Consider the following 24,155-nt stretch of genomic DNA (forward strand, 5'->3'; position numbering starts at 1 on the left):
GGCCCGTCCGACGGGCGCGGCGGCCCGCCGGCCCCCGGGAACCTGCCCGCCCGGCTCACCTCCTTCGTCGGGCGGGAAGGCGACATCGCGACGATCCGCGGGGACCTCGCGGCGGCCCGGCTCGTCACCCTGCTCGGGCCCGGCGGGGCCGGCAAGACCCGGCTGTCGCTGGAGGCCGCCGAGAGCACGCGGCACACCACCCCGGACGGGGTGTGGCTGGCCGAGCTGGCGCCCGTGGACGACCCGGACGCTGTACCGGAGGCCGTGCTCACCGCGATCGGCGCCCGTGAGACCGTGCTGCACGGCGCCGGCGCCGAGAGCATGCGGGCCGTCGGCGACCGGCACGCCGACCCCGTCGACCGGCTGGTCGAGCACTGCGGCGGGCGCCGCATGCTGATCGTCCTCGACAACTGCGAGCACGTCGTGGACGCGGCGGCCCAACTGGCGGCCCGGCTCCTGGAGCGCTGCCCCGAGCTGACCGTGCTGGCCACCAGCCGCGAACCCCTCGGCGTGCCGGGCGAGTTGGTGCGCCCCGTGCAGCCGCTGCCGGAACCGGCCGCGCTGCGGCTGCTCGCCGACCGGGGCGCCGCGGCCCGGCCCGGCTTCCGTGTCGAGGCCGACGAGGAGACCGCGGCGGCCTGCGCCGAGATCTGCCGGCGTCTCGACGGACTGCCCCTCGCCATCGAGCTGGCCGCCGCCCGGCTACGTCTGATGACGCCTCGTCAGATCGTGCACCGGCTGGACGACCGCTTCCGGCTGCTCACCTCCGGCAGCCGCACCGTACGGCCCCGCCAGCAGACCCTGCGGGCCGTGGTCGACTGGTCCTGGGACCTGCTGGACGAGGACGAGCGGGATGTGCTGCGCCGCCTGTCGGTCTTCGCGGGCGGCTGCGACCTCGCCGCCGCCGAGGCCGTCTGCGGCCCGGTCGCCCTCGACGCGCTCGGCTCCCTCGTCGACAAGTCCCTCGTGGTGGCGGCCCCGGCCTCCGACGGCGCCATGCGCTACCGGCTGCTGGAGACCGTCGCCGAGTACGCGACCGAACGGCTGGAACAGGCCGGACAGCGCGCGCAGGCCGAACGCGACCATCTGACGTACTACCGCGAACTCGCCCGCACCACCGACCCGTTGCTGCGCGGCCCCGGCCAGCGCGCGGCCATCCAACGGCTGGAGCTGGAGTACGAGAACCTGCGCACCGCCCTGCGCCACGCGGTCGCCGCGCGCGATGAACAGGAGGGCCTCAGCCTGGTCCTCTCCCTGGTCTGGTACTGGCAGATGCGCGATCTGCGCGGGGAGGCCCGGCACTGGTGCAGCGAGGTCATGGCCCTCGGCCCCGACCCGTTCGGCGAACCCGTCCGCCGGGCCCAGCCGGTCTGGCAGCGCTGCACCGACACCCCGCCCCCGCTGACCGGCGAACTCCTCGCCGAGGCCCGCCGCGGTGTCCACCTCGCCCATCTGGCCGGCCTGGAGACCGAGGCGGACGCCCTGAAGACCCCCGAGGCCCAGGCGAAGCTGCGCGCCATCGCCCGGACCTACGAGCCGGGCCTCCCGCAGACCTGCCACGCGCCCGGGATGATCTGGTTCTACGCCGTGGTCCTGACCGGCGACATCGAGCGGCTGCACACGATCCTCGACGCCTGTGTACGCACCTGCCGACAGACGCCGGGCTACGACTGGAACCTCGCCAGCACCCTCCAGCTCCGCGCCAACATGCGCGCCAACCGCACCGCCTGGGCGGGCGACGCGGCGCGTGACGCCGACGAGGCCCTGGAGATCTACCGGCGCCTCGGGGACGACTGGGGCACCGCCGAGGCACTGTCCGCGCGCGGTGAGGCCCATGAACGCAAGGGCGAGTTCGGCGCCGCCGCGGCCGACTACACGGCGGCCATCGAGCACGCCGAACTCCTCGGCGCCCGCGCCCAGGTGGCGGTGCTCTCGGCCCGGCTCGGCGGCGTGTTCCTCGAAGCGGGCGAGCCGGAACGCGGCGAGCGGCTGCTGCGGGAGGTGCTCGCCCGCAAGGACGGCGTCACCAACGAGGCGCTGCCCGCCGCCCGGCTCTTCCTCGCGGGCTGGCTCGCCGTGGACGGCCGCACCGTCGAGGCGCGCGAGCAACTCCGGTTACTGCGTGCGGAGTACAAGGTCGCGAGCTTTATCGTCTTCGACACCATGATCCTGGGCCAGGAGGCATGGGTGGACGCCGTCGACGACCGGCACGAGGAGGCCCTGGACAAGATCCGCGCATCGCTGCGGCAGTGCGCCGAACCGCTCGCCCAGGCCGTCATCCCGCAGCTGCCGTCCAGTTATCTGACCATCGCCGCGCTGTCCCTGGCCCGTGTCGACGGCGGCAGCCGTGCCGTGGACGCCGCCCGCTGTCTGGGGGCCGCCGACGCGCTGCTGCCCGCCGGTCATTTCGCGCCCGGCATGGAGCGCGCGGGGCGCGGGCGAGCCCTGGACGCGATCCGGGCGGTGCTCGACGCGGCGGCCTACGAGGCCGCGTACGCGGAGGGCGGCGGCCTCTCCCTCGTGGAGGCCACCGCCCTGGTCTGACCCGTGCCCCGGACCGGAGCCCGGCGCGTCAGCTCTTGGTGCGGAACTTGTGGATCGCGACCGGGGCCATCACCGCCGTGATGGCCGCCGACCAGGCCAGCGTGATCCACAGGTCGTGGGCGACCGGACCGCCCACCATCAGTCCACGGGCCGCGTCCGCGAGCGTGGACAGCGGGTTGTAGTCGGTGAACGCCTGGAGCCAGCCCGGCATCGACTGGGTCGGCGCGAAGATCGACGAGCCGAACTGCAACGGGAACAGCACCAGGAAGCCCATCGCCTGCACGGACTGCGCGTTCTTCAGGACCACGCCCAGGGTGAGGAACACCCACATGATGGACGAGGCGAACGCCGCGGACAGTCCCACCGCCGCGAACAGCCCGCCCCAGTGGTCGATGTGGAAACCGACCAGGACGGCCACGACCATCAGCACGGCCGTCGCGAACAGCATCCGCGCCAGCTCCACCGAGATCTTCGCGAACAGCACCGAGCCGCGCCCGATGGGCAGCGACCGGAAGCGGTCCATGACACCGGAGTTGAAGTCCTGGCTGAAGCCGGTGCCGACGCCCTGGGACAGCGTCATGCTCATCATCGCGATCATGCCGGGGATCACATACTGCACATACCCGTCCTGGCCGCCGCCCAGGGCCTGTCCGATCGAGCCGCCGAAGACGTAGACGAACAGCAGGGTGAAGACGATCGGCATCAGCAGCGCGTCGAACATCGACTCCGGGTCCTGCCGGATCCACAGCAGATTGCGGCGGATCAGGGCCCCGGTGTGGCGCAGATGGCCGCGCAGCGGGATACGGGCGTCGGCGGAAGCCGTGGCGGTGGCGGTGGTGGCGCTCATACGGCGACCTCCTGGCGGGTGTCGGCGGGCGCGGGGTCCTGCGGGGCACTGGCGCGGTGGCCGGTGAGCGACAGGAACACCTCGTCCAGGCTGGGCAGTTCGGTGGTGATCGAGGAGATGGTGATGCCGCGCGCGGTGACCGCGCCGACCACGGCGGTCAGCTGCTCGTCGCTGAGGATCGGCACCAGCAGGCTGTTGGCCTCGCTGTCCACGGTCGACGCGGCGAGCCCGGTGATGCCCAGTTCGTCGAGCATCCCGGCGAGTGGGCGCAGCTCCAGCGGGTCCGCGGGCCGTACCCGCAGTGTGCGTCCGCCGACCTTCGCCTTCAGTTCCTCGATGCCGCCGTTCGCGATGACCTTCCCGCGGTCCACGACGGTCAGCTCGGAGGCGAGCTGTTCGGCCTCCTCCATGTACTGGGTGGTCAGCAGGACGGTGACGCCGTCCCCGACCATGGCCTTGACCTCGTCCCACACCTCGTTGCGGGTCCGGGGGTCGAGACCGGTCGTCGGCTCGTCCAGGTAGAGCACCTCGGGCCGGCCGATCATCGAGGCGGCCAGGTCGAGCCGGCGCCGCATGCCGCCGGAGTAGGTGGCCGCGGGCCGCTTGGCGGCGTCCGTCAGCGAGAACCGCTCCAGCAGTTCGTCGGCGCGGGCGCGGGCCTCCTTGCGGGGCAGATCGAGCAGCCGCCCGATCATGTACAGGTTCTCCCAGCCCGGCAGCTTCTCGTCCACCGAGGCGTACTGCCCGGTCAGCCCGATCACCCGGCGCAGCTGCCGGGGCTGGCGTACGACGTCGTAGCCGGCGACGGTCGCCTGGCCGGCGTCGGGGGCCAGCAGGGTGGACAGGATCCGAACGAGGGTGGTCTTGCCGGCCCCGTTCGGCCCGAGCACACCCATCACGGTGCCCTCACGCACATCCAGGTCCACGCCGTCCAGCGCCTTGGTCTCGCCGTAGTGCTTGACCAGCCCCCGCACGGTCACGGCGTCGCCACGGCCGCTGGGCTTGTTGTCGTTTCGTGTCATGCCGTCGACAGTGCCACCCCCCACCGACAAACGACCTACAGGCGACCGACAACCCGGCGGCCCGCCCCCATACAGCCGCCGACGAAACCGCAGCAACCACACCCGCGAGAGCGGCGCCGGTTCAGGCGCAAAGGACAGACCCGCCGACGGGGGAGGATCGGCGGGCCTGTCCTGGGTGTTGCCGAAATGGTCCAAGGGCCCCGCCCCCGAAGGGGCGCGGGGCTGTATGCCTATGACCGGCCGCCTACGGCCAGACGCCTACGACCAGAATCCCAACGGCCCAGACGCCTACGACCGGACGCCCACGCCTAATGGACGGAGTGCTCCTCCTGGGGGAACGTTCCGCCGATGACATCCTCGGCGAAGGCCCTGGCCGCGTCGCCCATGACCGCACGCAGATCGGCGTACTGCTTCACGAACTTCGGGACCCGGCCGCCGGTCAGGCCCAGCATGTCGGTCCACACCAGCACCTGTGCGTCCGTCTCGGGTCCGGCGCCGATGCCGACGGTCGGGATGTGCAGCACCCGGGTCACCTCGGCCGCCAGCTCCGCCGGTACCAGCTCCAGCACCACCGCGAACGCGCCCGCGTCCTGCACGGCCTTCGCGTCGCGCAGCAGTTGCTGGGCCGCCTCCTCGCCGCGCCCCTGCACCCGGTAGCCCATGGAGTGCACGGACTGCGGGGTCAGGCCGATGTGGGCCATGACCGGGATGCCGGACTCCACCAGCAGCCGGATCTGTTCGTGCGAGCGTTCGCCGCCCTCCAGCTTGACGGCGCCGACCCCGGCCTCCTTCACCAGCCGGGTCGCCGAGCGCAACGCCTGCACCGGGCCCTCCTGGTAGGAGCCGAAGGGCAGGTCGCCCACGATCAGGGCGCGCTGGGTGCCGCGCACGACCGCGGCCGACAGCATGGTCATCTCGTCGAGGGTGACGGGTACGGTCGTCTCGTACCCGAGGTGGCAGTTGCCCGCCGAGTCGCCGACCAGCATCACCGGGATGCCGGCCTCGTCGAAGACGGACGCGGTCATGGCGTCGTAGGCGGTGAGCATGGGCCACTTCTCACCCCGCTCCTTGGCGAGGGTGATGTCGCGGACGGTGATGCGGCGCGTGCCCTTGCCCCCGTACAGCGCCTTGCTGCCGTCGGAGGGCTTGGTTCGGGCAGCCGAAAGCTGCGTCATTGCAACGGCTCCTTCAGGTCATCTCGAAGCGCCCTGACGGCGTCTCCGGATCGTCTCCATGGTGGCACCTCGTGCCAGGGACGGCCAGGGGACCCGGGTGATCCGTCCGGCATCCGGGGGCCGACGTCCCGTCACGGCCTGCCGGGTAAGGTCTGGGTAAAGATATTAAGATACGAGACGGTTCCGTATCGGAATGGTCCTAGGCTCGTTGCCATGACAACTCCTGCCGTACCCGCCTCCCGGATACCCGAAGAGGTGCACCGGCGCCGTTGGGCCATCCTCGGCGTCCTCATGCTGAGCCTGCTGATCGTGGTGCTGGACAACTCGATCCTGAACGTCGCGGTCAAGACGATCTCCATGCCCGCGCCCACCGGGCTGGGCGCCACCCAGGGCGAGATCGAGTGGGCCATCAACTCCTACACCCTCGTCTTCGCCGGCCTGCTGTTCACCGCGGGCCTGCTCGGCGACCGGATCGGCCGCAAGAAGGTCCTGCTCGGCGGCCTCGTCGTGTTCGGCATCGGCTCGGCCCTGGCCGCCGAGTCCGGCTCCCCGGGCGAACTCATCGCCTACCGCGCGCTCATGGCGCTCGGCGCCGCCTTCGTCATGCCCGCCACCCTCGCCGTGCTGATGAACGTCTTCGAGCGCGAGGAGCAGCCCAAGGCCATCGGTGTCTGGGCGGGCGGCGTCGGACTCGCCATCGCCATCGGCCCGATCACCGGCGGCGCGCTGCTCGACCACTTCTGGTGGGGCTCCGTCTTCTTCGTCAACGTGCCGATCGTGATCCTCGCGGTCGTGCTGATGGTCTGGCTCGTGCCCGACTCGCGCGACCCGAAGCCCGGCCGCGTCGACCCCGTCGGCGTCGTGCTCTCCGTCGTCGGCCTGGTCCTGCTCGTCTACGGCATCATCAAGGGCGGTGAACTCGCCGACTTCACCGACCCGAGCGTGCTGGCCACCATCGCCGCCGGGCTCGCCGTCCTGGTCGCCTTCGTCCTCTTCGAGAAGCGCAGCGACCACCCGTCCCTCGACGTCACGTACTTCAAGAACAAGGTCTTCTCGGCCGCCATGAGCGCCATCGCGCTGGTCTTCTTCGCGCTGATGGGCGTGACGTTCTTCGGCGTCTTCTACACCCAGAGCGTGCGCGGCTACTCGCCGCTGGAGTCCGGCGTGCTGATGCTGCCGCTGGCCGCCGCGCAGATGATCTTCGCGCCGCGCGCCCGGCTGGTCGTCGAGCGGTTCGGCAACCGGGCCACCACCACGGCCGGGCTGCTCCTGATCGCCGCGACCCTGGCCGTCTTCGCCACCTTCGAGGCGGACACCCCGATCTGGCTGCTGGAACTGGTCTTCTTCCTGATGGGCACCGGTATGGCGCACATCATGACGCCGACCTCCGTCGTCATCATGCAGGCCCTGCCGCGCGAGAAGGCCGGCTCCGCCTCCGCGCTGAGCAACACCTTCCGGCAGGTCGGCGGCGCCCTCGGCATCGCCGTACTCGGCTCGGTGCTGTCCGCCGCGTACCGCGACGGCATCGAGGGCAAGCTGGGGCCGGTGCCGGCCGGGCTGCGGGACACCGCGGCCGAGTCCATCGAGTCCACCCTCGGCGTCGCCGCCCGGCTCGGCCCGCAGGGCAAGGCGCTGATCGGCCCCGCCAACGACGCGTTCCTGCATGCCATGCACGTCACCGCGCTGTGCGGAACCGGTGTCGCGCTGCTCGGCGCGGTGGTGGTGGCGCTCTTCCTGCCGGGTCGGCCGCCGGCCGGTCAGGAGGGCGAGCGGGACAAGGAGTTGGTCGCCGCCGCGGACTGAACGGTCCGAGCGCGCGTCCGGAGAGGCAGCACGGGGGGAGGAGGCCGCTGCGGGACAATTCCCGCAGCACAGCGAAAGGACGGAGTGACGTGAGCCTTGCCGACAGTCGCCCGCAGTCGTACGGTCCCGCCCGGGGTCGGCCGCGCAGCGAAGCAGTGGAACGCGCCATCCTGGAGGGCGTGATGAAGCTCCTGGAGGACGGCGTGCCCCTTGCCGAGCTGTCCATCGAGCGGATCGCCCGCACGGCCGGCGTGGGCAAGGCCACCATCTACCGCCGCTGGAGCGGCAAGGAGGAACTGTTCGTCGACGTCATGCGCGCCGCCGAGCCCCCCGACCCCGAACTCCCCGGCACCTCCATGCGCGACGACCTGGTCGTGCTGCTCGAAGCGCTGCGCCTGCGCAGCCTGGCCAGCCGCTCCTCGGCGATCCTGCACAACGTGCACGTGCAGATGAAGAGCAGCCCCAAGATCTGGGCCGCCTACCACGCCTGCGTGATAAGACCCCGGCGCGAGCAGGGCCTGGAGATCCTGCGCCGCGGGCAGCGCAACGGCGAACTCCGCCCGGACATCGACCTCGAACTGGCCAATGACATGTTCGTCGGCCCCATGCTCGTCCGCTCCGTGATGCGCCCCGACATGGAGCTCCCGGACGGTCTCGCGGAGCAGATCGTCGACACCGCGCTGGCCGGCCTACGGCCCGTCAGTACGTCCGTCGGCACGCCGGGCGCCTAGCCCGAAACGCCCGGTGCACGGCCCGAATGTGCGCGTTTCGTCACAGTCCACACCCGCCCCCGGAACCGCCGGAACTCCGGGCGCCCGCCCGTTCGTCCTCGACTTCCGTACGGCCGTCATGGGACGGCGGGAACGGGGCCGATCATCCCCTAGGGTCGTAACCCAGGGGGACGACGGTGTGCACAGCAAGTGGTGAGGCGACGGTATGGCGCAGCAGGCATACATGACGGAAACGGACAACGGCGGCTCGGGACCCGAGCAGCGGGGCTCCCGGTTCCGGCGCCTGCTGCTCCGGCTGCGCGACGGCTGGCGGGACCGGGGCATCTGGCGCCGTGGCATCGTCCTCGCCGTGCTCGCCCTGCTCCTCGCCCTGGTGATGCTGCTGCACTCGCGCATCCCCAACACCGTGGGCAACCTCGGCAGCCTCACCGAGACCTTCCTGCCCTGGCTGGGCCTGCTCATCCCGGTCCTGCTGGTCCTCGGCCTGGTCCGCCGGTCGGCGACCGCGCTGATCATGCTGGTGCTGCCGTTGGTGGTGTGGCTGAACCTCTTCGGTGGGCTGCTCACCGAGCGGTCGGCCGCCGGCGGCGACCTGGTGGTCGCGACACACAATGTCAACGCCGACAACCCGGACCCGTCCGGCACCGCCCGCGAGGTGGCCGCCTCCGGCGCGGACGTGCTGGCGCTGGAGGAACTGAAGGCGTCCGCCGTCCCGGTCTACGAGAAGGCGCTGGCCCCGACGTACAAGTACCACTCGGTCGTCGGCACCGTCGGGCTGTGGAGCAAGTACCCGATGACCGCGGTCCGTGCCGTCGACATCAAGCTGGGCTGGCAGCGCGCCATGCGCGCCACGATCGCGGCGCCCGACGGACAGGTCGCGGTGTACGTCGCCCATCTGCCCTCGGTGCGGGTGAAGATGGCGTCCGGGTTCACCGCCCGGCAGCGGGACAAGAGCGCCGACGCGCTGGGTGAGGCGATCGCCGACGAGACGCTGCGACGGGTCGTGCTGCTCGGCGACCTGAACGGCACGATGAACGACCGCTCGCTCAACGCCGTCACCTCCCAGCTGCGCTCCACGCAGGGCGCGGCGGGCAGCGGGTTCGGGTTCAGCTGGCCGGCGTCGTTCCCGATGGCGCGGATCGACCAGATCATGGTGAAGGGGGTCGAACCGGACAGTTCGTGGACGCTGCCGAGGACGGGCAGCGACCACCTCCCGGTGGCGGCCCGTGTAACGCTCGACACGTCCGCTTAACCCGCAGGAATACTGAGCCTGTCACGCTTTGTTCCGAGATCGAACATAAGCTGCTCCACTCCCTTCCCCGAAAGGCACAGGCTCTTTCATGCCCCTGGCCCTGCTCGCCCTCGCCGTGGGCGCCTTCGGCATCGGTACCACCGAGTTCGTGATGATGGGCCTGCTGCCCGACGTCGCGGACGATCTGCACGTCTCCCTGCCCACCGCCGGGCATCTGGTCTCCGCGTACGCGCTGGGCGTCGTCATCGGCGCCCCGCTGCTCGCCGCCGTCACCGCGCGGATGTCCCGCCGCACCGTCCTCATCGGTCTCATGGCCCTGTTCGTGGTGGGCAACGCGCTGTCCGCCCTCGCCCCCGGCCATGAGTCCCTGCTGGCCGCCCGGTTCCTCAGCGGCCTGCCGCATGGCGCGTTCTTCGGCGTCGGCGCCGTGGTCGCGACGACCATGGCCGCCCCCGAGCGCCGGGCCCGCTCGGTCTCGCTGATGTTCCTCGGCCTGACCGTCGCCAATGTCGCGGGCGTCCCGGCGGCGACTCTGGCCGGCCAGCACTTCGGCTGGCGGGTGACCTTCCTCGGGGTGAGCGTGATCGGCCTGGCGGCGATCGCCTCCCTCGCCCTGCTGATCCCGCACGACCACACCCACGCCCCCGCCACCGGCCTGCGCGGCGAACTGGCCGCCCTGCGTCCGGCGCCGGTGTGGCTGGCCCTCGGTACGACCGTGGCGGGCTTCGGCGCGCTGTTCGCCGCGTACAGCTATGTCACGCCGATGCTCACGGACGCCGCCGGGTTCGCCGAGTCCGAAGTGACGCTGCTGCTGGCGCTGTTCGGCGTGGGCGCGACGGTGGGCAATCTGCTCGGCGGACGGCTGGCCGACCATGCCATGCGCGGCACGCTCTTCGCCGGACTCGCCTCGCTGGTCCTGGTCCTGGCCCTGTTCCCGGTGCTGATGCGGACGCAGTGGAGCGCGGCGCTTGCGGTGGTCCTGCTCGGCACGGCCGCGTTCGCCACGGGCTCCCCGCTGCAGCTGATGGTCATGGAGAAGGCGGCCTCGGCCCCCTCCCTGGCGTCCTCGGCCAACCAGGCGGCCTTCAACCTGGCGAACGCCGGCGGAGCGTGGATCGGCGGCCTGGCCCTGGCCGCGGGCTTCGGCGTGACGTCCCCCGCCATCGCCGGGGCGGCGCTTGCGGTGCTCGGCCTCGGCGTGGCCGCGGTGGCATACGCGGTGGACCGCCGCCGGGGCCTGCCGGCGGCTCGGCAGCGGCTGGTCGCGGCCCATGTGCCGGAGCACCAGGAGGCGGTACGTCCCTGACTCCGTGGCTGTCGGCCGGGGGGCGTTGTGGCTGGTCGCGCAGTTCCCCGCGCCCCTAGGGGGCAGCATGTTCGTGGTTGGGTGCGGATTCGTTGGGGCTGAGTGCGCAGTTCCCCGCGCCCCTGGGGGGCGGCACATTCGTGGTTGGGTACAGCTTCGCTGTAGCTGGTCGCGCAGTTCCCCGCGCCCCTTTGGGGCGCGGCCTCTGCTGCGTTGGTGCCGTCTGCGTTGGTGCTGTCGGGGCTACTCTCGCCAGCCGTTGGTGATCGGGAGGCGGCGGTCCTTGCCGAAGCCCTTGGCGGAGATCTTCGTGCCCGGCGGGTACTGGCGGCGCTTGTACTCCGCCGTGTCCACCATCCGCAGCGTCCTGGAGACCAGCTCCGGGTCGAAGCCGGCGGCGACGATCGTGTCCGCGCCCCGGTCGTGGTCGACGTACAGATCGAGGATCGCGTCCAGGACCGAGTAGTCCGGCAGCGAGTCGGTGTCGATCTGGCCGGGGCGCAGCTCGGCGCTCGGCGGCTTGGCGATGGAGTTCTCCGGGATCGGCGGCGTCCGGCCGCGCTCGGCCGCCGCCCGGTTGCGCCACTCGGCCAGCCGGAACACCGACGTCTTGTACACGTCCTTGATGGGGCCGTAGGCGCCCACCGAGTCGCCGTACAGCGTCGAGTAGCCGACCGCCAGCTCCGACTTGTTGCCGGGCGCCAGCACGATGTGGCCCTCCTGGTTGGAGATCGCCATCAGCAGCGTGCCGCGCAGCCGCGCCTGAAGGTTCTCCTCGGCCAGCCCGGTCAGCTCGGCCGACGCCATGTACGCGTCGAACATGGGGGCGATCGGGACCGTCCGGAAATTGAGCCCGGTGCGCCGCGCCAGCTCGGCCGCGTCGTCCTTGGAGTGGTCCGAGGAGTATTTCGACGGCATGGACACGCCGTACACATGCTCCGCGCCCACCGCGTCGCAGGCGATCGCCGCGACCAGCGCCGAGTCGATGCCGCCCGACAGCCCGATCAGCACGGACCGGAAGCCGTTCTTGCGCACATAGGCGCGCAGGCCGGTCACCAGTGCCTGGTAGACCTCCTCGTCGTCGCCGAGGCGGTCCGCGTGGTCGCCGGTCCGCTCCGGAGGATAGGCGGGCAGCGGGTCCTCGGAGAGGATCACCCGGTCGATGCGCAGCCCGTCGTCCACCACGCCGGCCGGCGGCCGTGCCGAGGCCGCGGGCAGGTCCAGGTCCAGCAGCACACAGGTCTCGGCGAACTGCGGCGCCCGCGCGATCACTTCGCCGTCGGCGCCGACGACGATCGAGTCGCCGTCGAAGACCAGCTCGTCCTGGCCGCCGATCATGGCCAGGTAGGCGGTTGTGCAACCCGCCTCCTGGGCACGCTTGCGGACCAGCTCAAGGCGGGTGTCGTCCTTGTCGCGCTCGTACGGAGAGGCGTTGACGGACAGCAGCAGGCCCGCGCCCGCCGAGCGCGCGGCGGGCACCCGGCCGCCGTCCTGCCACAGGTCCTCGCAGATGGCCAGGGCGACATCGACGCCGTGCACGCGTACCACCGGCATGGTGTCGCCGGGTACGAAGTAGCGGAACTCGTCGAAGACGCCGTAGTTCGGCAGGTGGTGCTTGGCGAAGGTCAGGGCGACCGCGCCGCGGTGCAGCACCGCCGCCGCGTTCTGCGGGGCGCCGGCCGGCTGGCCGTACCTCGGCTGGGCGCTCTCGCTGCGGTCCAGGTAGCCGACGATCACCGGCAGCTCCCCGAAGCCCTCCTCGGCGAGCCGGGCGGCGAGCGAGCGCAGCGCGGCCCGGGACGCCGCCACGAACGACGATCTGAGAGCCAGGTCCTCGACGGGGTATCCGGTCAGCGCCATCTCGGGGAACGCCACGAGATGCGCTCCCTGCTCGGCGGAGTGCCGGGTCCAGCGGAGGATCGTCTCGGTGTTTCCGGCGAGGTCACCGACGCGCGAGTCGATCTGGTTGAGGGCGAGACGAAGTTGAGGCACGCGCCCAGTGTAATCGTCAGAGCGACGCGATGGGGGTGGCGCGGAGTGTGGTGCACCCCACGCCACCCCCGTCCGGGCCGCGGGATCAGTGACGGCGGTACGACTGGACGTAGCCGGGCGCGGGCGTGCCCACGCCGGTCACGTCGTCGTAGCCCCGCACGGCCCTCAGCGAACTGTCCTTGCCGAGGCCGCGGACCGAGGTGAGCAGGCCGTCGGCGGCGTCGTAGCCGTTGGCGAAGTCGACGCGGGCGACCGCCAGACCGGTGCCCGTCGGGTCGTCCGTGACGTCGTGGTACGCCGTCGAGCCGTACGTGGCGTAGATCGCCGGGTTGGCGAAGCCGATCGCCCTGCCGCCGCGCGCCTCCTGGGCCAGCGCCTGCACGGCCGCGATCACCGGCGCGGCCAGCGAGGTGCCGCCGATGCGGTACTCGGCGTACTGCTCGGACCCGTCCGGGAAGGTCTGCGTCTGGCCGACGAGGAAGCCGGTGTTCGGGTCGGCGACCGCCGCGATGTCGGGGACGACGCGGTTACGAGCCGCGCTGTTGGCCTGGGCGAGCGCGTTTGGGACGACGCCCTTCTGGTAGTAGGGCTGGGGCACGGTCCGGCTGGTGCCGCCGCCCGCGCCCGAGGTGAACGCGCCGGGGAAGTCGGTCCAGCTCCCGCCGTCCGCGGACAGGTTCGCCTTCTCGGTGCCCCAGCCGGTCTCCCACAGGTACTTCTCGCCCTTGCCGACCGCCAGCGAGGTACCGCCGACCGCGGTCACCCACGCCGAGTTGGCGGGGGTGTCGACCTGCTTGGTGCCGGTGTTCGCGACCTCGTCGCCGTCGTCGCCGGAGGAGAAGTAGAAGCCGATGCCCTGGACCGCGCCGAGCTGGAAGACCTGGTCGTAGGCGGCCTGGAGGTCCGGCGTCTGGTTGGCCTCGATGTCGCCCCAGGAGTTGGAGACGATGTCGGCCAGGTGGTTGTCGACGATCTTGCCGAGCGAGTCGAGCAGATCGTCGTCGTAGCAGGACGCGGCGCCCACATAGGTGAGGGAGGCGTCCGGCGCGACCGCGTGTACGGCCTCGACGTCCAGGGTCTCCTCGCCGTACCAGCCGGCCGCCCCGCACTCCTCGGTCTTCGTGTAGTTCTCCGGCAGTACCTGGCGCAGTGTGCCGGTCTTCCAGGCCGCGTCGCCGTTCTTCTTCGCGTAGGCGGCGGCGTCGAGGGCGATGGTCGGCGAGGCGTAGGCGTCGGTGATGGCGACGCGGACGCCCTTGCCGGTGTACCGGCCGGCGCCGTAGGCGGCCCGCAGCTGCTTGCCGGTGTAGCCCTTGACGGCGTACGGGATCTTCTTGCCGTACGCGCTCGGCAGGGTGGTCGCGGTGTTCGAGCCGTAGTACGAGGAGAACGGCCCGGCGTTCTTGAACACGGCGTCCGGCGGCGGCAGTTGGTCCTGGTGACGGACCTTGTGCGGCGCGTTGTCCAGGCCCGTGACGGTCAGCACGGCGCCCCCGAGAGCCCGCGGCACGGAGGCCGCACGGGCGGGCGCGCGGTAGGTCTTCGAGCCCTTGGCATAGTCGTGGAACCGGGTGCCGAACGCCTTCTCGGCGGCCGTCACATCACCACGGACGGCGATGTAGCGTCGGGTGGTGTCGGTGACCTTCAGACCGGCCGAGGTCAGCCACGAGGTCACGGCCTTCACCTGGGCCGCGGTCGCGCCGAAGCGGGCCTGTGCCTGTGCGGCGCTCAGGTAGTCGCCGTAGCGGGGCGAGGACGGGTCGGAGACCGTCTTCGCGTACGCGGCGAGGCCGGACGCGTCCCGGCCGGCCAGATACACCCGGGCCGTGACCCGGGCGCTGTCCGGGGTGGCGCCCCGGTCCGCCGTGGCCGTGGCCCACGCGGGCCTGGTGCCCGCGAGCGTGTCCCGGGCCGGGCCGTCCGCGGCGTGCGCCGCGGGTATGCCGAGCGCCAGTGCGCCGACGAGCATCGGCAGTGTCGCCGCCATGCTCACACCGGCGCGCGCCTTGGCGCGGTTGGATCTCATAGAACCCCCTGCGATGCGGTTCGCATGCATGTAGTGGTCGCGGTCGTCGCCGATCCGCACCGGGGCCCGCGGCGGTCAGGGGCCCGCGAATGGATCACACGATGGGGGTCATCTTCCGGATGAACTGTTCATGTCAGGGAAATGTGGCGGTCAAGAGAAGGCCAAGGACCCTTCATTCAGGGCGAATTGGGGTTTTCGTCCACCGGGGCCTGTCGTCACATTCCCTACATTCCCTGCCGCCCTTCGGACGACGACGGGAATCCGGCGACAGGCCCGAGCGGTCAGGAACGGGGCGCCGCTCCGCGCTTCTTGAGCATGTCGGCCATCAGCGTGATCTCGGACCGCTGCGCCTCGACCATGCCCTTCGCGAGCCGCTTCTCCACCCCTACGGTGCACCGGGCGACACACCCCTCGGCCATGTGCACACCGCCCTTGTGATGGTCCGTCATGAGCTGGAGGTAGAAGACCTCCGCCCGCTTGCCCGACAGCGTGTCCAGCTTGTTCAGCTCGGTGTTGGTCGCCATGCCCGGCATCAGCGCGCCGTCCTGGCCGGCGGGCATGCCGCCCATGCCCATCCAGGTCATCGGCTGCTTCGCCGACACCTTCGGCAGCCCCCACAGGTCCAGCCAGCCGAGCAGCATGCCCCGCTGGTTGGCCTGCGTCTGCGCGATGTCGTAGGCGAGCCGCCGGACCTCCTCGTCGTTCGTGCGGTCGCGCACGATGTACGACATCTCGACGGCCTGCTGGTGGTGGACCGCCATGTCCCGCGCGAACCCGGCGTCCGCGGACTCGGCGCCCGGCGCCGCCGCGCTCGCGCCGGAGCCGCCGTCCTCGGCCACCGCGTAGGTGATCGCGCCGGCCGCGACCAGCGCCGCCGCGGCCGCCCCGGCGACCCAGCCGATGTGCCGCTTCACCGCACCGCCCTCACTTCATCGTCCCGCCGGTGCACGAGGCACCCGGCTCGGGCGTCTGCTCGCCCTGCACATACGTCGAGAAGAACTTGTTCACCATCGGGTCGTCCGCGCTCTTCACGGTCACCTGGTGGCCCCAGGCCGACAGCATCAGCGGGGCCGCCTGGTCCTCGTACGGGCTCATCAGCGAGTACGGGGTCTGCTTCACCTTGGCCGCGAGCGCGTCCACGTCCGCCTTCTTCGCCGCGGCGGTGTACGTCACCCAGACGGCGCCGTGCTCCAGCGAGTGCACCGCGTTCTCGTTCTTCACGGCCGAGGTGTAGACGTCGCCGTTGCAGTTGAGCCACACCGGGTTGTGGTTGCCGCCCACGGGCGGTTGCATCGGGTACGTCACGCTCGTCTGGACGTGGTTGCGCGCCAGCTTGCCCTTCCAGGTGCGCACGCCGTCCGCGCCGGTGACGAAGTGCCCCGAGTCGCCGGCGCCCTTGGAATCGTCCGACGCGCTGTCCTTGGAGTCGGACCGCGCGTTCACGAGGACGACACCGCCGACGACCAGACCGGCGACGACCACCACGCTCGCGGCGACGACGAGCAGCCGGTTGCGGCGCTCGCGGGCCTGCTCGGCCCGCTGCATCTCCGCTATGCGGGCCTTGCGTGCCACGCTGCTTCTGTTCTTGGCGGAACCCATGAGGCGTGTCCTTCTGGGGGAAAGGGGCGGGGGCGTGGTGCGGAGGTGGCGCTCGCTGATCGTAATGGGCGGGGGTCGCGCGCCGTAGGGAGGGCACGGGAATCGAGTCGTAGGGAGGGGCGCCGGAATCGAGGGGGACGCCGGGGAATCGAAGCGCGCGCACCCGCCGCCTCGGCGACGCGCACCAAGACGCACACCAAAACGGGCGGGAACGATCGGGATCGAGCAGGGATCGGCCAGGGATCTGCCATTACGGATGGCGGTCCGGACGGGCAAGATGGGCGACAGAGCAGTACATCTGCCGGCCCCGGCGCGTTCCCTGCGAGGTCGGCCGGGCGATCAAGGTCCGCAACGCGCATGAAACGGTGTTGTGGTGGGATGCTCAGGTGCCCGACCGCCTCCGGTGGCACCGGGGAAAGGCGGCCTGACCAGCAAGGATGGGGAAGCGGAAGATGGACAAGCAGCAGGAGTTCGTGCTCCGGACCTTGGAGGAGCGCGACATCCGGTTCGTACGCCTGTGGTTCACGGACGTGCTGGGCTTCCTCAAGTCCGTCGCCGTGGCCCCCGCCGAACTGGAGCAGGCATTCGACGAGGGCATCGGCTTCGACGGCTCCGCCATCGAGGGCTTCGCCCGGGTCTACGAGTCCGACATGATCGCCAAGCCGGACCCGTCCACCTTCCAGGTGCTGCCCTGGCGGGCCGAGACCCCCGGCACGGCCCGGATGTTCTGCGACATCCTCATGCCGGACGGCTCCCCGTCCTTCGCCGACCCCCGGTATGTGCTCAAGCGCGCCCTGGCCCGCACCTCCGACCTGGGCTTCACCTTCTACACCCACCCGGAGATCGAGTTCTTCCTGCTGAAGGACCGCCCGCTGGATGGAACCCGCCCCACCCCCGCCGACAACTCCGGCTACTTCGACCACACCCCGACCAACGTCGGCATGGACTTCCGCCGCCAGGCGATCACCATGCTGGAGTCGATGGGCATCTCCGTCGAGTTCTCCCACCACGAGGGCGCCCCCGGCCAGCAGGAGATCGACCTGCGCTACGCCGACGCGCTCTCCACGGCCGACAACGTCATGACGTTCCGGCTGGTCATGAAGCAGGTCGCGCTGGAACAGGGGGTGCAGGCGACGTTCATGCCGAAGCCGTTCAGCGAGCACCCCGGCTCCGGTATGCACACCCACCTCTCCCTCTTCGAGGGCGACCGGAACGCGTTCTACGAGTCCGGATCGGAGTACCAGCTCTCCAAGGTCGGCCGCTCCTTCATCGCGGGCCTGCTCCGGCACGCGGCGGAACTCTCGGCGGTCACCAATCAGTGGGTCAACTCCTACAAGCGCATCTGGGGCGGCTCCGAGCGCACGGCGGGCGCAGGCGGTGAGGCCCCCTCGTACATCTGCTGGGGCCACAACAACCGCTCGGCCCTGGTCCGGGTGCCGATGTACAAGCCGGGCAAGACGGGCTCCGCGCGCGTGGAGGTCCGCTCCCTCGACTCGGGCGCGAACCCGTACCTGGCCTACGCCGTCCTGTTGGCCGCCGGCCTCAAGGGCATCGAGGAGGGCTACGAGCTGCCGCCGGGCGCCGAGGACGACGTCTGGGCCCTCTCCGACGCCGAGCGCCGCGCCATGGGCATCGAGCCGCTGCCCCAGAACCTCGGCGAGGCCCTGACCCTGATGGAGCGCAGCGACCTGGTCGCCGAGACCCTCGGCGAACACGTCTTCGACTTCTTCCTGCGCAACAAGCGCGCGGAGTGGCACGAGTACCGCTCGGAGGTCACGGCGTTCGAGCTGCGGAAGAACCTGCCGGTGCTGTAGTAGCAGGTCAGGGCGGGTTTCCCGCTGACTCGGCGGATGGTGCCGACGGTCGAGGACCGTCGGCACCATGGCGTCTCACTGGCCCTGGGCCGTTTCTGGGCCGTCCGGCGCATGGGACCGACGGTCCCGGACCGCCGGCCCCAGGGCGGGCCCGCCCGGCGGGGGTCTGAGCGGGCCCGCAGATCCCGACGTCATCGGCCGCCGAGGAGAGAGACGGCGTCCTCACCTTGTTCCTGACCCGAGGCTGTCCCCGCCAGGCAGCCGTCGAAGGGCTGCGCGAACGTCTGGCCGCAGCCGACGCCGCCGCCCGACCGGCCCTGCCCACAGCATCCTCCGGAGAATGAAGGACACCGCGATGACGACCGACGAGCCGCAGCCCGGTGAGTACTCCCTCACCATCCGCAAGCCGTACTTCGCCCTGATGGCCACCGGCGCCAAGACCATCGAGGTCCGGGTCGGCTATCCCAAGATCCGCAAGATCAAGCCCGGGGACACCCTGCGGATCACCTGCGCGGACGAGTCCCTGACCACCCGCATCACCACAGTCGAGGAGTACGACTCCTTCACCGCGATGCTGGATGCCGAGGACCCCACCGCGATCGGCGGACCGGACCTGACCCACGACGAACTCGTCGCCGCGATCCACGACATCTACCCGCCCGAGAAAGAGGCCCTCGGCGTCTTCGCCCTCCACCTCGCCCTCGCGCAGACGGGCGCCTGAGACGCCACGGAGGGGGAAGCACACAGTTGCGTACGGCTCCGTCGTGCACCATCGCGTACGGACTTGTGTCCCCAGCCAGGTGTGCGAACCTGTCCTGCCGTCGGCGGGAAGTTCAGGGCCGGTCCGTTCTGGACGGACACTTGGCCTCTCGGCGGAGCTGCTGAGCGGGTCGAGGCGCGACTGGCCCGAACGGCCCCAACCCACAGCACGTCCCTGCTCGATGCGCGTTCGGGCGGACTGGTCCCCCGGTGGACGGGGCCCCGGGCCGGAGTGCGGCCTGGCGACATGGACCCGCCGTTCATCGTCGCGGGTTGAGGGCGGCCGGTTTCCGGCGGGGGCGTGGCGGTGGGCGGCGGGCCGCTCGGGCATGCGTGGCGGAGTTGCGGGCCGTCGGCGGCGGGACTGGCCGTCTTCCGGTCCCGCCGCTCACCCCCTGGCGTACTCGGGTTGCCGGTCCCCGGGGAGGGGGCGCGCGGGGCGGGGACGCCGGTCTTGGTTTCTGGGCTGCTGCGTTGCCGGCCCGGCCGGGACCTCCGTACCCCGCCGTACCCCGCCGTACCTTGCTGTACCCGCCGTGTCGCCACTCCGTTCGCCGCCCATGCCCTGCCCCTGCCCCCGTGCGGCGCCCGTGGCCGTCAGTCGAAGCGCCATCTCGTCTGGCCGAACGGTTCTCCCTTGGCGAAGCCGACGACCGTTCGTGGGGTCAGCGCGAAGACCAGCGCTTGCCCCGGGCCGTGCTCGAAGCAGCCGTCCCGCACCTCGAAGTGCCAGAAGGCGCCGTACTTCGCCGCCCAGGCCGCGGCCGGCTCGCGCAGCCGCCCGTCGTCGGCGACCCGTACCGCCGAGCCCTCCACCACCAGGTCGTAGCCGGTGTCCCCGGTGTTGGTGCCGGTGGTCAGCACCGCCTCGGGGTTGCGGTCGAGATTGCGCGCCTTGCGCTCCCGCGCAGAAGCGCAGCGCCCCGGTCGCCCGGACCGTGAGCAGCGGCGTCACATGCGGACGCCCGTCCGGCCGTACGGTCGTGATCCGGAACAGCTCGGCCGCGCGCAGCAGCGCCGCCTCGGACCGGGCGGGCGCGCCCGCGCCCGCACCGGAGTAGCGGCGGTCCAGCTCACCCTCGGGTTCCCGCATCATGCCTCGCCGCTGATCGACGGTCCCTGCCAGTACGGACCGGGCGGGCGCGCGGAACTCATCGCGGTCCGCCCCGGCGCTTCGCCGGGACTCTCCGGTTAGGCTCTGGCCAGGACGACCTTGATTCGACCCGATGACTCGACCGGACGATTCGACCGGATGATTCGACCCGATCCGAGGGGAGGCCGCGGATGACGCCGGGGCGCAGGAGCAGTACCTTCACGCGACTGCTGCGGCACGGCTTCACCGACCCCTCCGGCGCCGAGCGGCTCCTCGACGGCGCCGAGCTGTCCCCCGTCCGCAGCGACCCGGTCCTGCTGGAGGCGCTGGGCGCGACAGCCGACCCGGACCTCGCGCTGGGCGGCCTGGTACGGCTGCTGGAGGCCCAGCCCGATCCCACCGCCCACCGCGAACTGCTCGACACGCTGATAGCGGCCAAGCCGCTGCGCGACCGCCTGCTCGGCGTGCTCGGCGCCTCCGCGGCCCTCGCCGACCACCTGGCCCGGCACCCCCGGGACTGGGCGGAGCTGGTCACCTACGAGCCGCACGACCTGCACCCCGGCGTGGCGGAGTTCGAACAGGGCCTGGCCGAGGCCACCGACCCGGTGTCGCTGCGCGTCGCCTACCGCCGCTGTCTGCTGTCCATCGCCGCCCGCGATGTGTGCGGCACCACCGATGTCGCCCAGACCGCCGCCGAACTCGCCGACCTCGCCACCGCCACCCTGCGCGCCGCCCTCGCCATCGCCCGCGCCGCCGCCCCCGACGACGCCGCGCTGTGCCGGCTCGCGGTGATCGCGATGGGCAAGTGCGGCGGCCACGAGCTGAACTATGTCTCCGACGTGGACGTGATCTTCGTCGGGGATGCGGTGGACGGCGCCGACGAGGCCAAGGCGCTCAAGGCCGCCACGAAACTGGCCTCGCACATGATGCGGATCTGCTCCGAGACCACCGTCGAGGGCTCCATCTGGCCGGTGGACGCCAACCTGCGCCCCGAGGGCCGCAACGGCCCGCTCGTGCGTACCCTCAGCAGCCATCTCGCCTACTACCAGCGCTGGGCGAAGACCTGGGAGTTCCAGGCCCTGCTCAAGGCCCGCCCGGTGGCCGGGGACATCGAACTGGGGGAGGAGTACGTCAGCGCGGTCGAACCCCTGGTCTGGACGGCCGCCGAGCGCGACAACTTCGTCCCCGACGTACAGAAGATGCGCCGACGCGTCGTCGAGAACATCCCCGCCGCCGAGGTCGAACGCGAGCTGAAGCTGGGCCCCGGTGGCCTGCGCGACGTCGAATTCGCCGTCCAGCTCCTCCAGTTGGTGCACGGCCGGGCCGACCCCACGCTGCGCGGCGGCCCCACCCTGGACGCCTTGCAGGCGCTGGCCGCCGGCGGCTACGTCGGCCGCGCCGACGCCGCCCGGCTCGACGAGGCGTACCGCTTCCTGCGCAGTCTGGAACACCGCATCCAGCTCTACCGGCTGCGCCGCACCCACCTCGTCCCCGACGACGAGGCCGATCTGCGCCGCCTCGGCCGCTCCCTCGGGCTGCGCACCGACCCGGTGGACGGGCTGATCCGCGAGTGGAAGCGGCACACCGGCGTGGTCAGCCGCCTGCACGAGAAACTCTTCTACCGCCCGCTGCTCGACGCGGTCGCCCAACTCGCCCCCGGCGAGGCCCGGCTGAGCCCCGAGGCGGCCCGGGAACGCCTGGTCGCCCTCGGCTACGCCGACCCCGCCGCCGCGCTGCGCCACCTGGAGGCGCTGGCCGCGGGCGTCACCCGCAAGGCGGCCATCCAACGCACCCTGCTGCCCGTCCTGTTGGGCTGGTTCGCGGACTCGGCCGACCCGGACGCGGGCCTGCTCAACTTCCGCAAGGTGTCCGACGCGCTCGGCAAGACCCCCTGGTATCTGCGGCTGCTGCGCGACGAGGGCGCGGCGGCCGAGAACCTGGCCCGGGTCCTGTCGGCCGGCCGGCTCGCCCCCGACCTGCTGATGCGCGCCCCCGAGGCGGTGGCGCTGCTCGGCGACGGCGACGGGGCCGGCCTCGAACCGCGCGGACGCGCGGGCCTGGAGCAGGAGATCCTCGCCGCCGCGGGCCGCGCGGAGAACGCCGACCAGGCGGTCACCGCGGCCCGCGGCGTCCGCCGCCGGGAGCTGTTCCGCACCGCCGCCGCCGACATCGTCGACTCCTACGGCACCGAGGCCAATCCCGTCGAGGCCGACCAGGGCGCGCTGGTGGACCGGGTGGGCGGCGCGGTCTCCGACCTGACCGCCGCGACCCTCGCGGGCACGCTGCGCGCCGTGGTCCGGGCCGGCTGGGGCGACACCCTGCCGACCCGCTTCGCGATCATCGGCATGGGCCGCTTCGGCGGCCATGAGCTGGGCTACGGTTCCGACGCCGACGTGGTCTTCGTCCACGAACCGCGGGACGGTGTGGGCGACCACGAGGCCGCCGCCGCGGCGGGCAAGGTCGTGTCCGAGATGCGCCGACTGCTCCAGCTGCCCAGCGCGGACCCGGTCCTGCTGATCGACGCCGATCTGCGCCCCGAGGGCAAGTCGGGCCCGCTGGTGCGCACCCTCAAGTCGTACGCGGCCTACTACCGCCGGTGGTCGCTGGTCTGGGAGTCACAGGCGCTGCTGCGGGCCGAACCGGTCGCCGGGGACCCGGACCTGGGCCGCCGGTTCATCGAACTGATCGACCCGCTGCGCTATCCGGCCGAGGGCCTGGGCGACGACGCGGTCCGCGAGATCCGCCGGCTGAAGGCCCGCATGGAGTCCGAACGCCTGCCGCGCGGCGCCGATCCCAAACTGCACACCAAGCTGGGCCCCGGCGGACTCTCCGACGTCGAGTGGACGGTGCAGCTGCTCCAGCTCCGCCATGCCTGGGCCGAGCCGGGCCTGCGCACCACCCGCACCCGCGAGGCCCTCACCGCCGCCTGCGCGGTTGGCCTGATCTCCGCGGAGGACGCCGCGACCCTGGACGAGGCTTGGGTGATGGCGACCCGCGTGCGCAACGCGGTCATGCTGGTCCGCGGCCGAGCCGGTGACACCTTCCCCACCGACCCCCGCGAACTCGCCGCCGTGGGCCGCTACCTCGGCTACACCTCGGGTCATGCCGGAGACATGCTGGACGCCTACCGCCGTACCACCCGCAGGGCCCGGACGGTCGTGGAGGAGCGCTTCTACGACACCTGAGCCCACGACGGCGCCCGGCGTCCCCCCGGCTTCGCCGCCACCAGGCGGGGCAGGGCGTACGGCAAGGAGCCGTACCACAGCCGGGCCAGGGCGTAGCCGAACGTCAGACACAGCATGCCGCCGACCGCGTCGAGCCAGAAGTGGTTGGCGGTGGCGACGATGACCACGAGGGTGGCCGCCGGGTACAGCAGGCCCAGCACCCGCGCCCAGGGCGCCGTGGCCAGCGCGCAGATCGTCAGCCCGCACCACAGCGACCAGCCGATGTGCATCGAGGGCATCGCGGCGTACTGGTTGGACATGTGCTTCAGATCGCCCGAGGCCATCGAGCCCCATGTCTGGTGGACCATCACCGTGTCGACGAAGTGAGCGCCGTCCATCAACCGGGGCGGGGCGAGCGGATACAGGTAGTAACCGACCAGCGCCACGCCCGTCGTCGCGAACAGCACCAGGCGCGTCGCCGCGTAGCGCCCGGGATGGCTGCGGTACAGCCACACCAGCACCCCGAGCGTCACCACGAAGTGCAGTGTCGCGTAGTAGTAGTTCATCCCCACGATCAGCCAACTCACCGAGTTCACGGCATGGTTGACCGATTCCTCGACGGCGATCCCCAGCCGGTGCTCGGTCTGCCAGATCCAGTCGGCATTGCGCAGCGCCTTGCCCCGCTGCTCCGGGACCGCGTTGCGGATCAGCGAGTACGTCCAGTAACTCACCGCGATGAGCAGGATCTCGAACCACAGGCGGGGCCGTCGCGGGGTGCGCAGCCGGCCGAGGAAACGCTGCTCGCCCTCGTCCGTGACGGCCTGCGGATCGGCCTCCTCGCGACCTTCCGGCTGTGTCACGGTCGAGTCACTCATAGGCACAGAGTCTGCCAGAAAAGCTATCTCCGACAGATCACCCCAAGGTCGGGTCCGCACCACATGTGCTACGGCGTGGGGAGGCGTCGGGGTACTACCGGCGTACGGTCCGGCTGCCGGGTCCTCCGCCCTGCGGAGGAGAGCCGTGCGCCG

At 71.7% G+C, this 24,155-nt stretch carries 17 protein-coding genes and 1 pseudogene; 9 read left to right on the forward strand and 9 right to left on the reverse strand.

The window, feature by feature from the left end; genetic code table 11:
- Window positions 1-2,544: ATP-binding protein (locus ACWEKM_RS11090; protein WP_451620878.1), on the forward strand; the 2,544-nt coding region annotated here is incomplete at its 5' end.
- A 28-nt stretch (window positions 2,545-2,572) separates the two neighbouring features.
- On the opposite strand, the gene ACWEKM_RS11095 is transcribed toward ACWEKM_RS11090, so the two are convergent.
- The 3 genes from ACWEKM_RS11095 to panB all read right to left on the reverse strand — a co-directional run bounded on the left by ACWEKM_RS11095 (window position 2,573) and on the right by panB (window position 5,588).
- Window positions 2,573-3,391 carry an ABC transporter permease gene (locus ACWEKM_RS11095; protein WP_451620879.1) on the reverse strand — a complete coding sequence of 273 codons (819 nt, stop codon included), beginning with the start codon at window positions 3,389-3,391 and terminating at the stop codon, window positions 2,573-2,575.
- Window positions 3,388-4,413, reverse strand: a complete 1,026-nt coding sequence (locus ACWEKM_RS11100) for an ATP-binding cassette domain-containing protein (RefSeq protein ID WP_451620880.1) — start codon at window positions 4,411-4,413, stop codon at window positions 3,388-3,390. Before ACWEKM_RS11100 ends, ACWEKM_RS11095 begins: the two co-directional genes overlap by 4 nt.
- Window positions 4,414-4,721: 308 nt before the next feature.
- Window positions 4,722-5,588, reverse strand: coding sequence for a 3-methyl-2-oxobutanoate hydroxymethyltransferase (panB, locus tag ACWEKM_RS11105; protein WP_451620881.1), 867 nt, complete (start codon window positions 5,586-5,588; stop codon window positions 4,722-4,724).
- 213 nt (window positions 5,589-5,801) lie between these two features.
- Between panB and ACWEKM_RS11110 the strand changes: the two genes are divergently transcribed.
- The 4 genes from ACWEKM_RS11110 (at window position 5,802) to ACWEKM_RS11125 (ending at window position 10,680) form a co-directional block, all read left to right on the forward strand.
- Window positions 5,802-7,391, forward strand: a complete 1,590-nt coding sequence (locus ACWEKM_RS11110; protein WP_451620882.1) for an MFS transporter — start codon at window positions 5,802-5,804, stop codon at window positions 7,389-7,391.
- Between the two features lie 89 nt (window positions 7,392-7,480).
- The gene (locus ACWEKM_RS11115; protein ID WP_451620883.1) at window positions 7,481-8,122 is read left to right on the forward strand and encodes a TetR/AcrR family transcriptional regulator; all 642 of its coding nucleotides are present in this window, start codon (window positions 7,481-7,483) and stop codon (window positions 8,120-8,122) included.
- Between the two features lie 205 nt (window positions 8,123-8,327).
- Window positions 8,328-9,374: an endonuclease/exonuclease/phosphatase family protein gene (locus ACWEKM_RS11120; protein ID WP_451620884.1), complete on the forward strand. Its 1,047-nt coding sequence runs from the start codon at window positions 8,328-8,330 to the stop codon at window positions 9,372-9,374.
- 88 nt (window positions 9,375-9,462) lie between these two features.
- Window positions 9,463-10,680, forward strand: a complete 1,218-nt coding sequence (locus ACWEKM_RS11125) for an MFS transporter (RefSeq protein ID WP_451620885.1) — start codon at window positions 9,463-9,465, stop codon at window positions 10,678-10,680.
- A gap of 243 nt (window positions 10,681-10,923) precedes the next feature.
- On the opposite strand, the gene ACWEKM_RS11130 is transcribed toward ACWEKM_RS11125, so the two are convergent.
- The 4 genes from ACWEKM_RS11130 to ACWEKM_RS11145 form a co-directional block, all read right to left on the reverse strand.
- Window positions 10,924-12,672: an NAD+ synthase gene (locus ACWEKM_RS11130; RefSeq protein WP_451620886.1), complete on the reverse strand. Its 1,749-nt coding sequence runs from the start codon at window positions 12,670-12,672 to the stop codon at window positions 10,924-10,926.
- Window positions 12,673-12,757: 85 nt separating this feature from the next.
- Window positions 12,758-14,698 (reverse strand): S53 family peptidase, encoded by a 1,941-nt coding sequence (locus tag ACWEKM_RS11135; protein ID WP_451620887.1) that lies wholly within the window; start codon window positions 14,696-14,698, stop codon window positions 12,758-12,760.
- 281 nt (window positions 14,699-14,979) lie between these two features.
- Complete coding sequence (locus ACWEKM_RS11140) at window positions 14,980-15,612, reverse strand: DUF305 domain-containing protein (protein ID WP_451620888.1); 633 nt, start codon at window positions 15,610-15,612, stop codon at window positions 14,980-14,982.
- A 10-nt stretch (window positions 15,613-15,622) separates the two neighbouring features.
- Window positions 15,623-16,297: a DUF3105 domain-containing protein gene (locus ACWEKM_RS11145; RefSeq protein WP_451620889.1), complete on the reverse strand. Its 675-nt coding sequence runs from the start codon at window positions 16,295-16,297 to the stop codon at window positions 15,623-15,625.
- Between the two features lie 452 nt (window positions 16,298-16,749).
- Between ACWEKM_RS11145 and ACWEKM_RS11150 the strand changes: the two genes are divergently transcribed.
- Together ACWEKM_RS11150 and ACWEKM_RS11155 are read left to right on the forward strand one after the other, a co-directional pair.
- Window positions 16,750-18,111, forward strand: a complete 1,362-nt coding sequence (locus ACWEKM_RS11150; RefSeq protein ID WP_451620890.1) for a glutamine synthetase family protein — start codon at window positions 16,750-16,752, stop codon at window positions 18,109-18,111.
- Window positions 18,112-18,451: 340 nt separating this feature from the next.
- Window positions 18,452-18,832, forward strand: coding sequence for an ASCH domain-containing protein (locus ACWEKM_RS11155; RefSeq protein ID WP_451620891.1), 381 nt, complete (start codon window positions 18,452-18,454; stop codon window positions 18,830-18,832).
- Between the two features lie 635 nt (window positions 18,833-19,467).
- Here the strand turns inward: ACWEKM_RS11155 and ACWEKM_RS11160 are convergent.
- Window positions 19,468-19,942: pseudogene (locus ACWEKM_RS11160) on the reverse strand (pyridoxamine 5'-phosphate oxidase family protein).
- Between ACWEKM_RS11160 and ACWEKM_RS11165 the strand changes: the two are divergent.
- On the forward strand, window positions 19,826-20,065 hold the full coding sequence (locus ACWEKM_RS11165) for a hypothetical protein (RefSeq protein ID WP_451620953.1): 240 nt from the start codon (window positions 19,826-19,828) through the stop codon (window positions 20,063-20,065). The pseudogene ACWEKM_RS11160 and the gene ACWEKM_RS11165 overlap by 117 nt on opposite strands.
- Before the next feature lie 89 nt (window positions 20,066-20,154).
- The gene (locus ACWEKM_RS11170; protein WP_451620892.1) at window positions 20,155-23,148 is read left to right on the forward strand and encodes a bifunctional [glutamine synthetase] adenylyltransferase/[glutamine synthetase]-adenylyl-L-tyrosine phosphorylase; all 2,994 of its coding nucleotides are present in this window, start codon (window positions 20,155-20,157) and stop codon (window positions 23,146-23,148) included.
- On the opposite strand, the gene ACWEKM_RS11175 is transcribed toward ACWEKM_RS11170, so the two are convergent.
- Entirely contained in the window at window positions 23,136-24,002 is an 867-nt protein-coding gene (locus tag ACWEKM_RS11175; RefSeq protein ID WP_451620893.1) for a phosphatase PAP2 family protein, read from the reverse strand. The two genes, ACWEKM_RS11170 and ACWEKM_RS11175, sit on opposite strands and share 13 nt — an antisense overlap.
- Window positions 24,003-24,155 lie beyond the last annotated feature (153 nt).

The organism is Streptomyces sp. NPDC004752 (assembly GCF_053601275.1).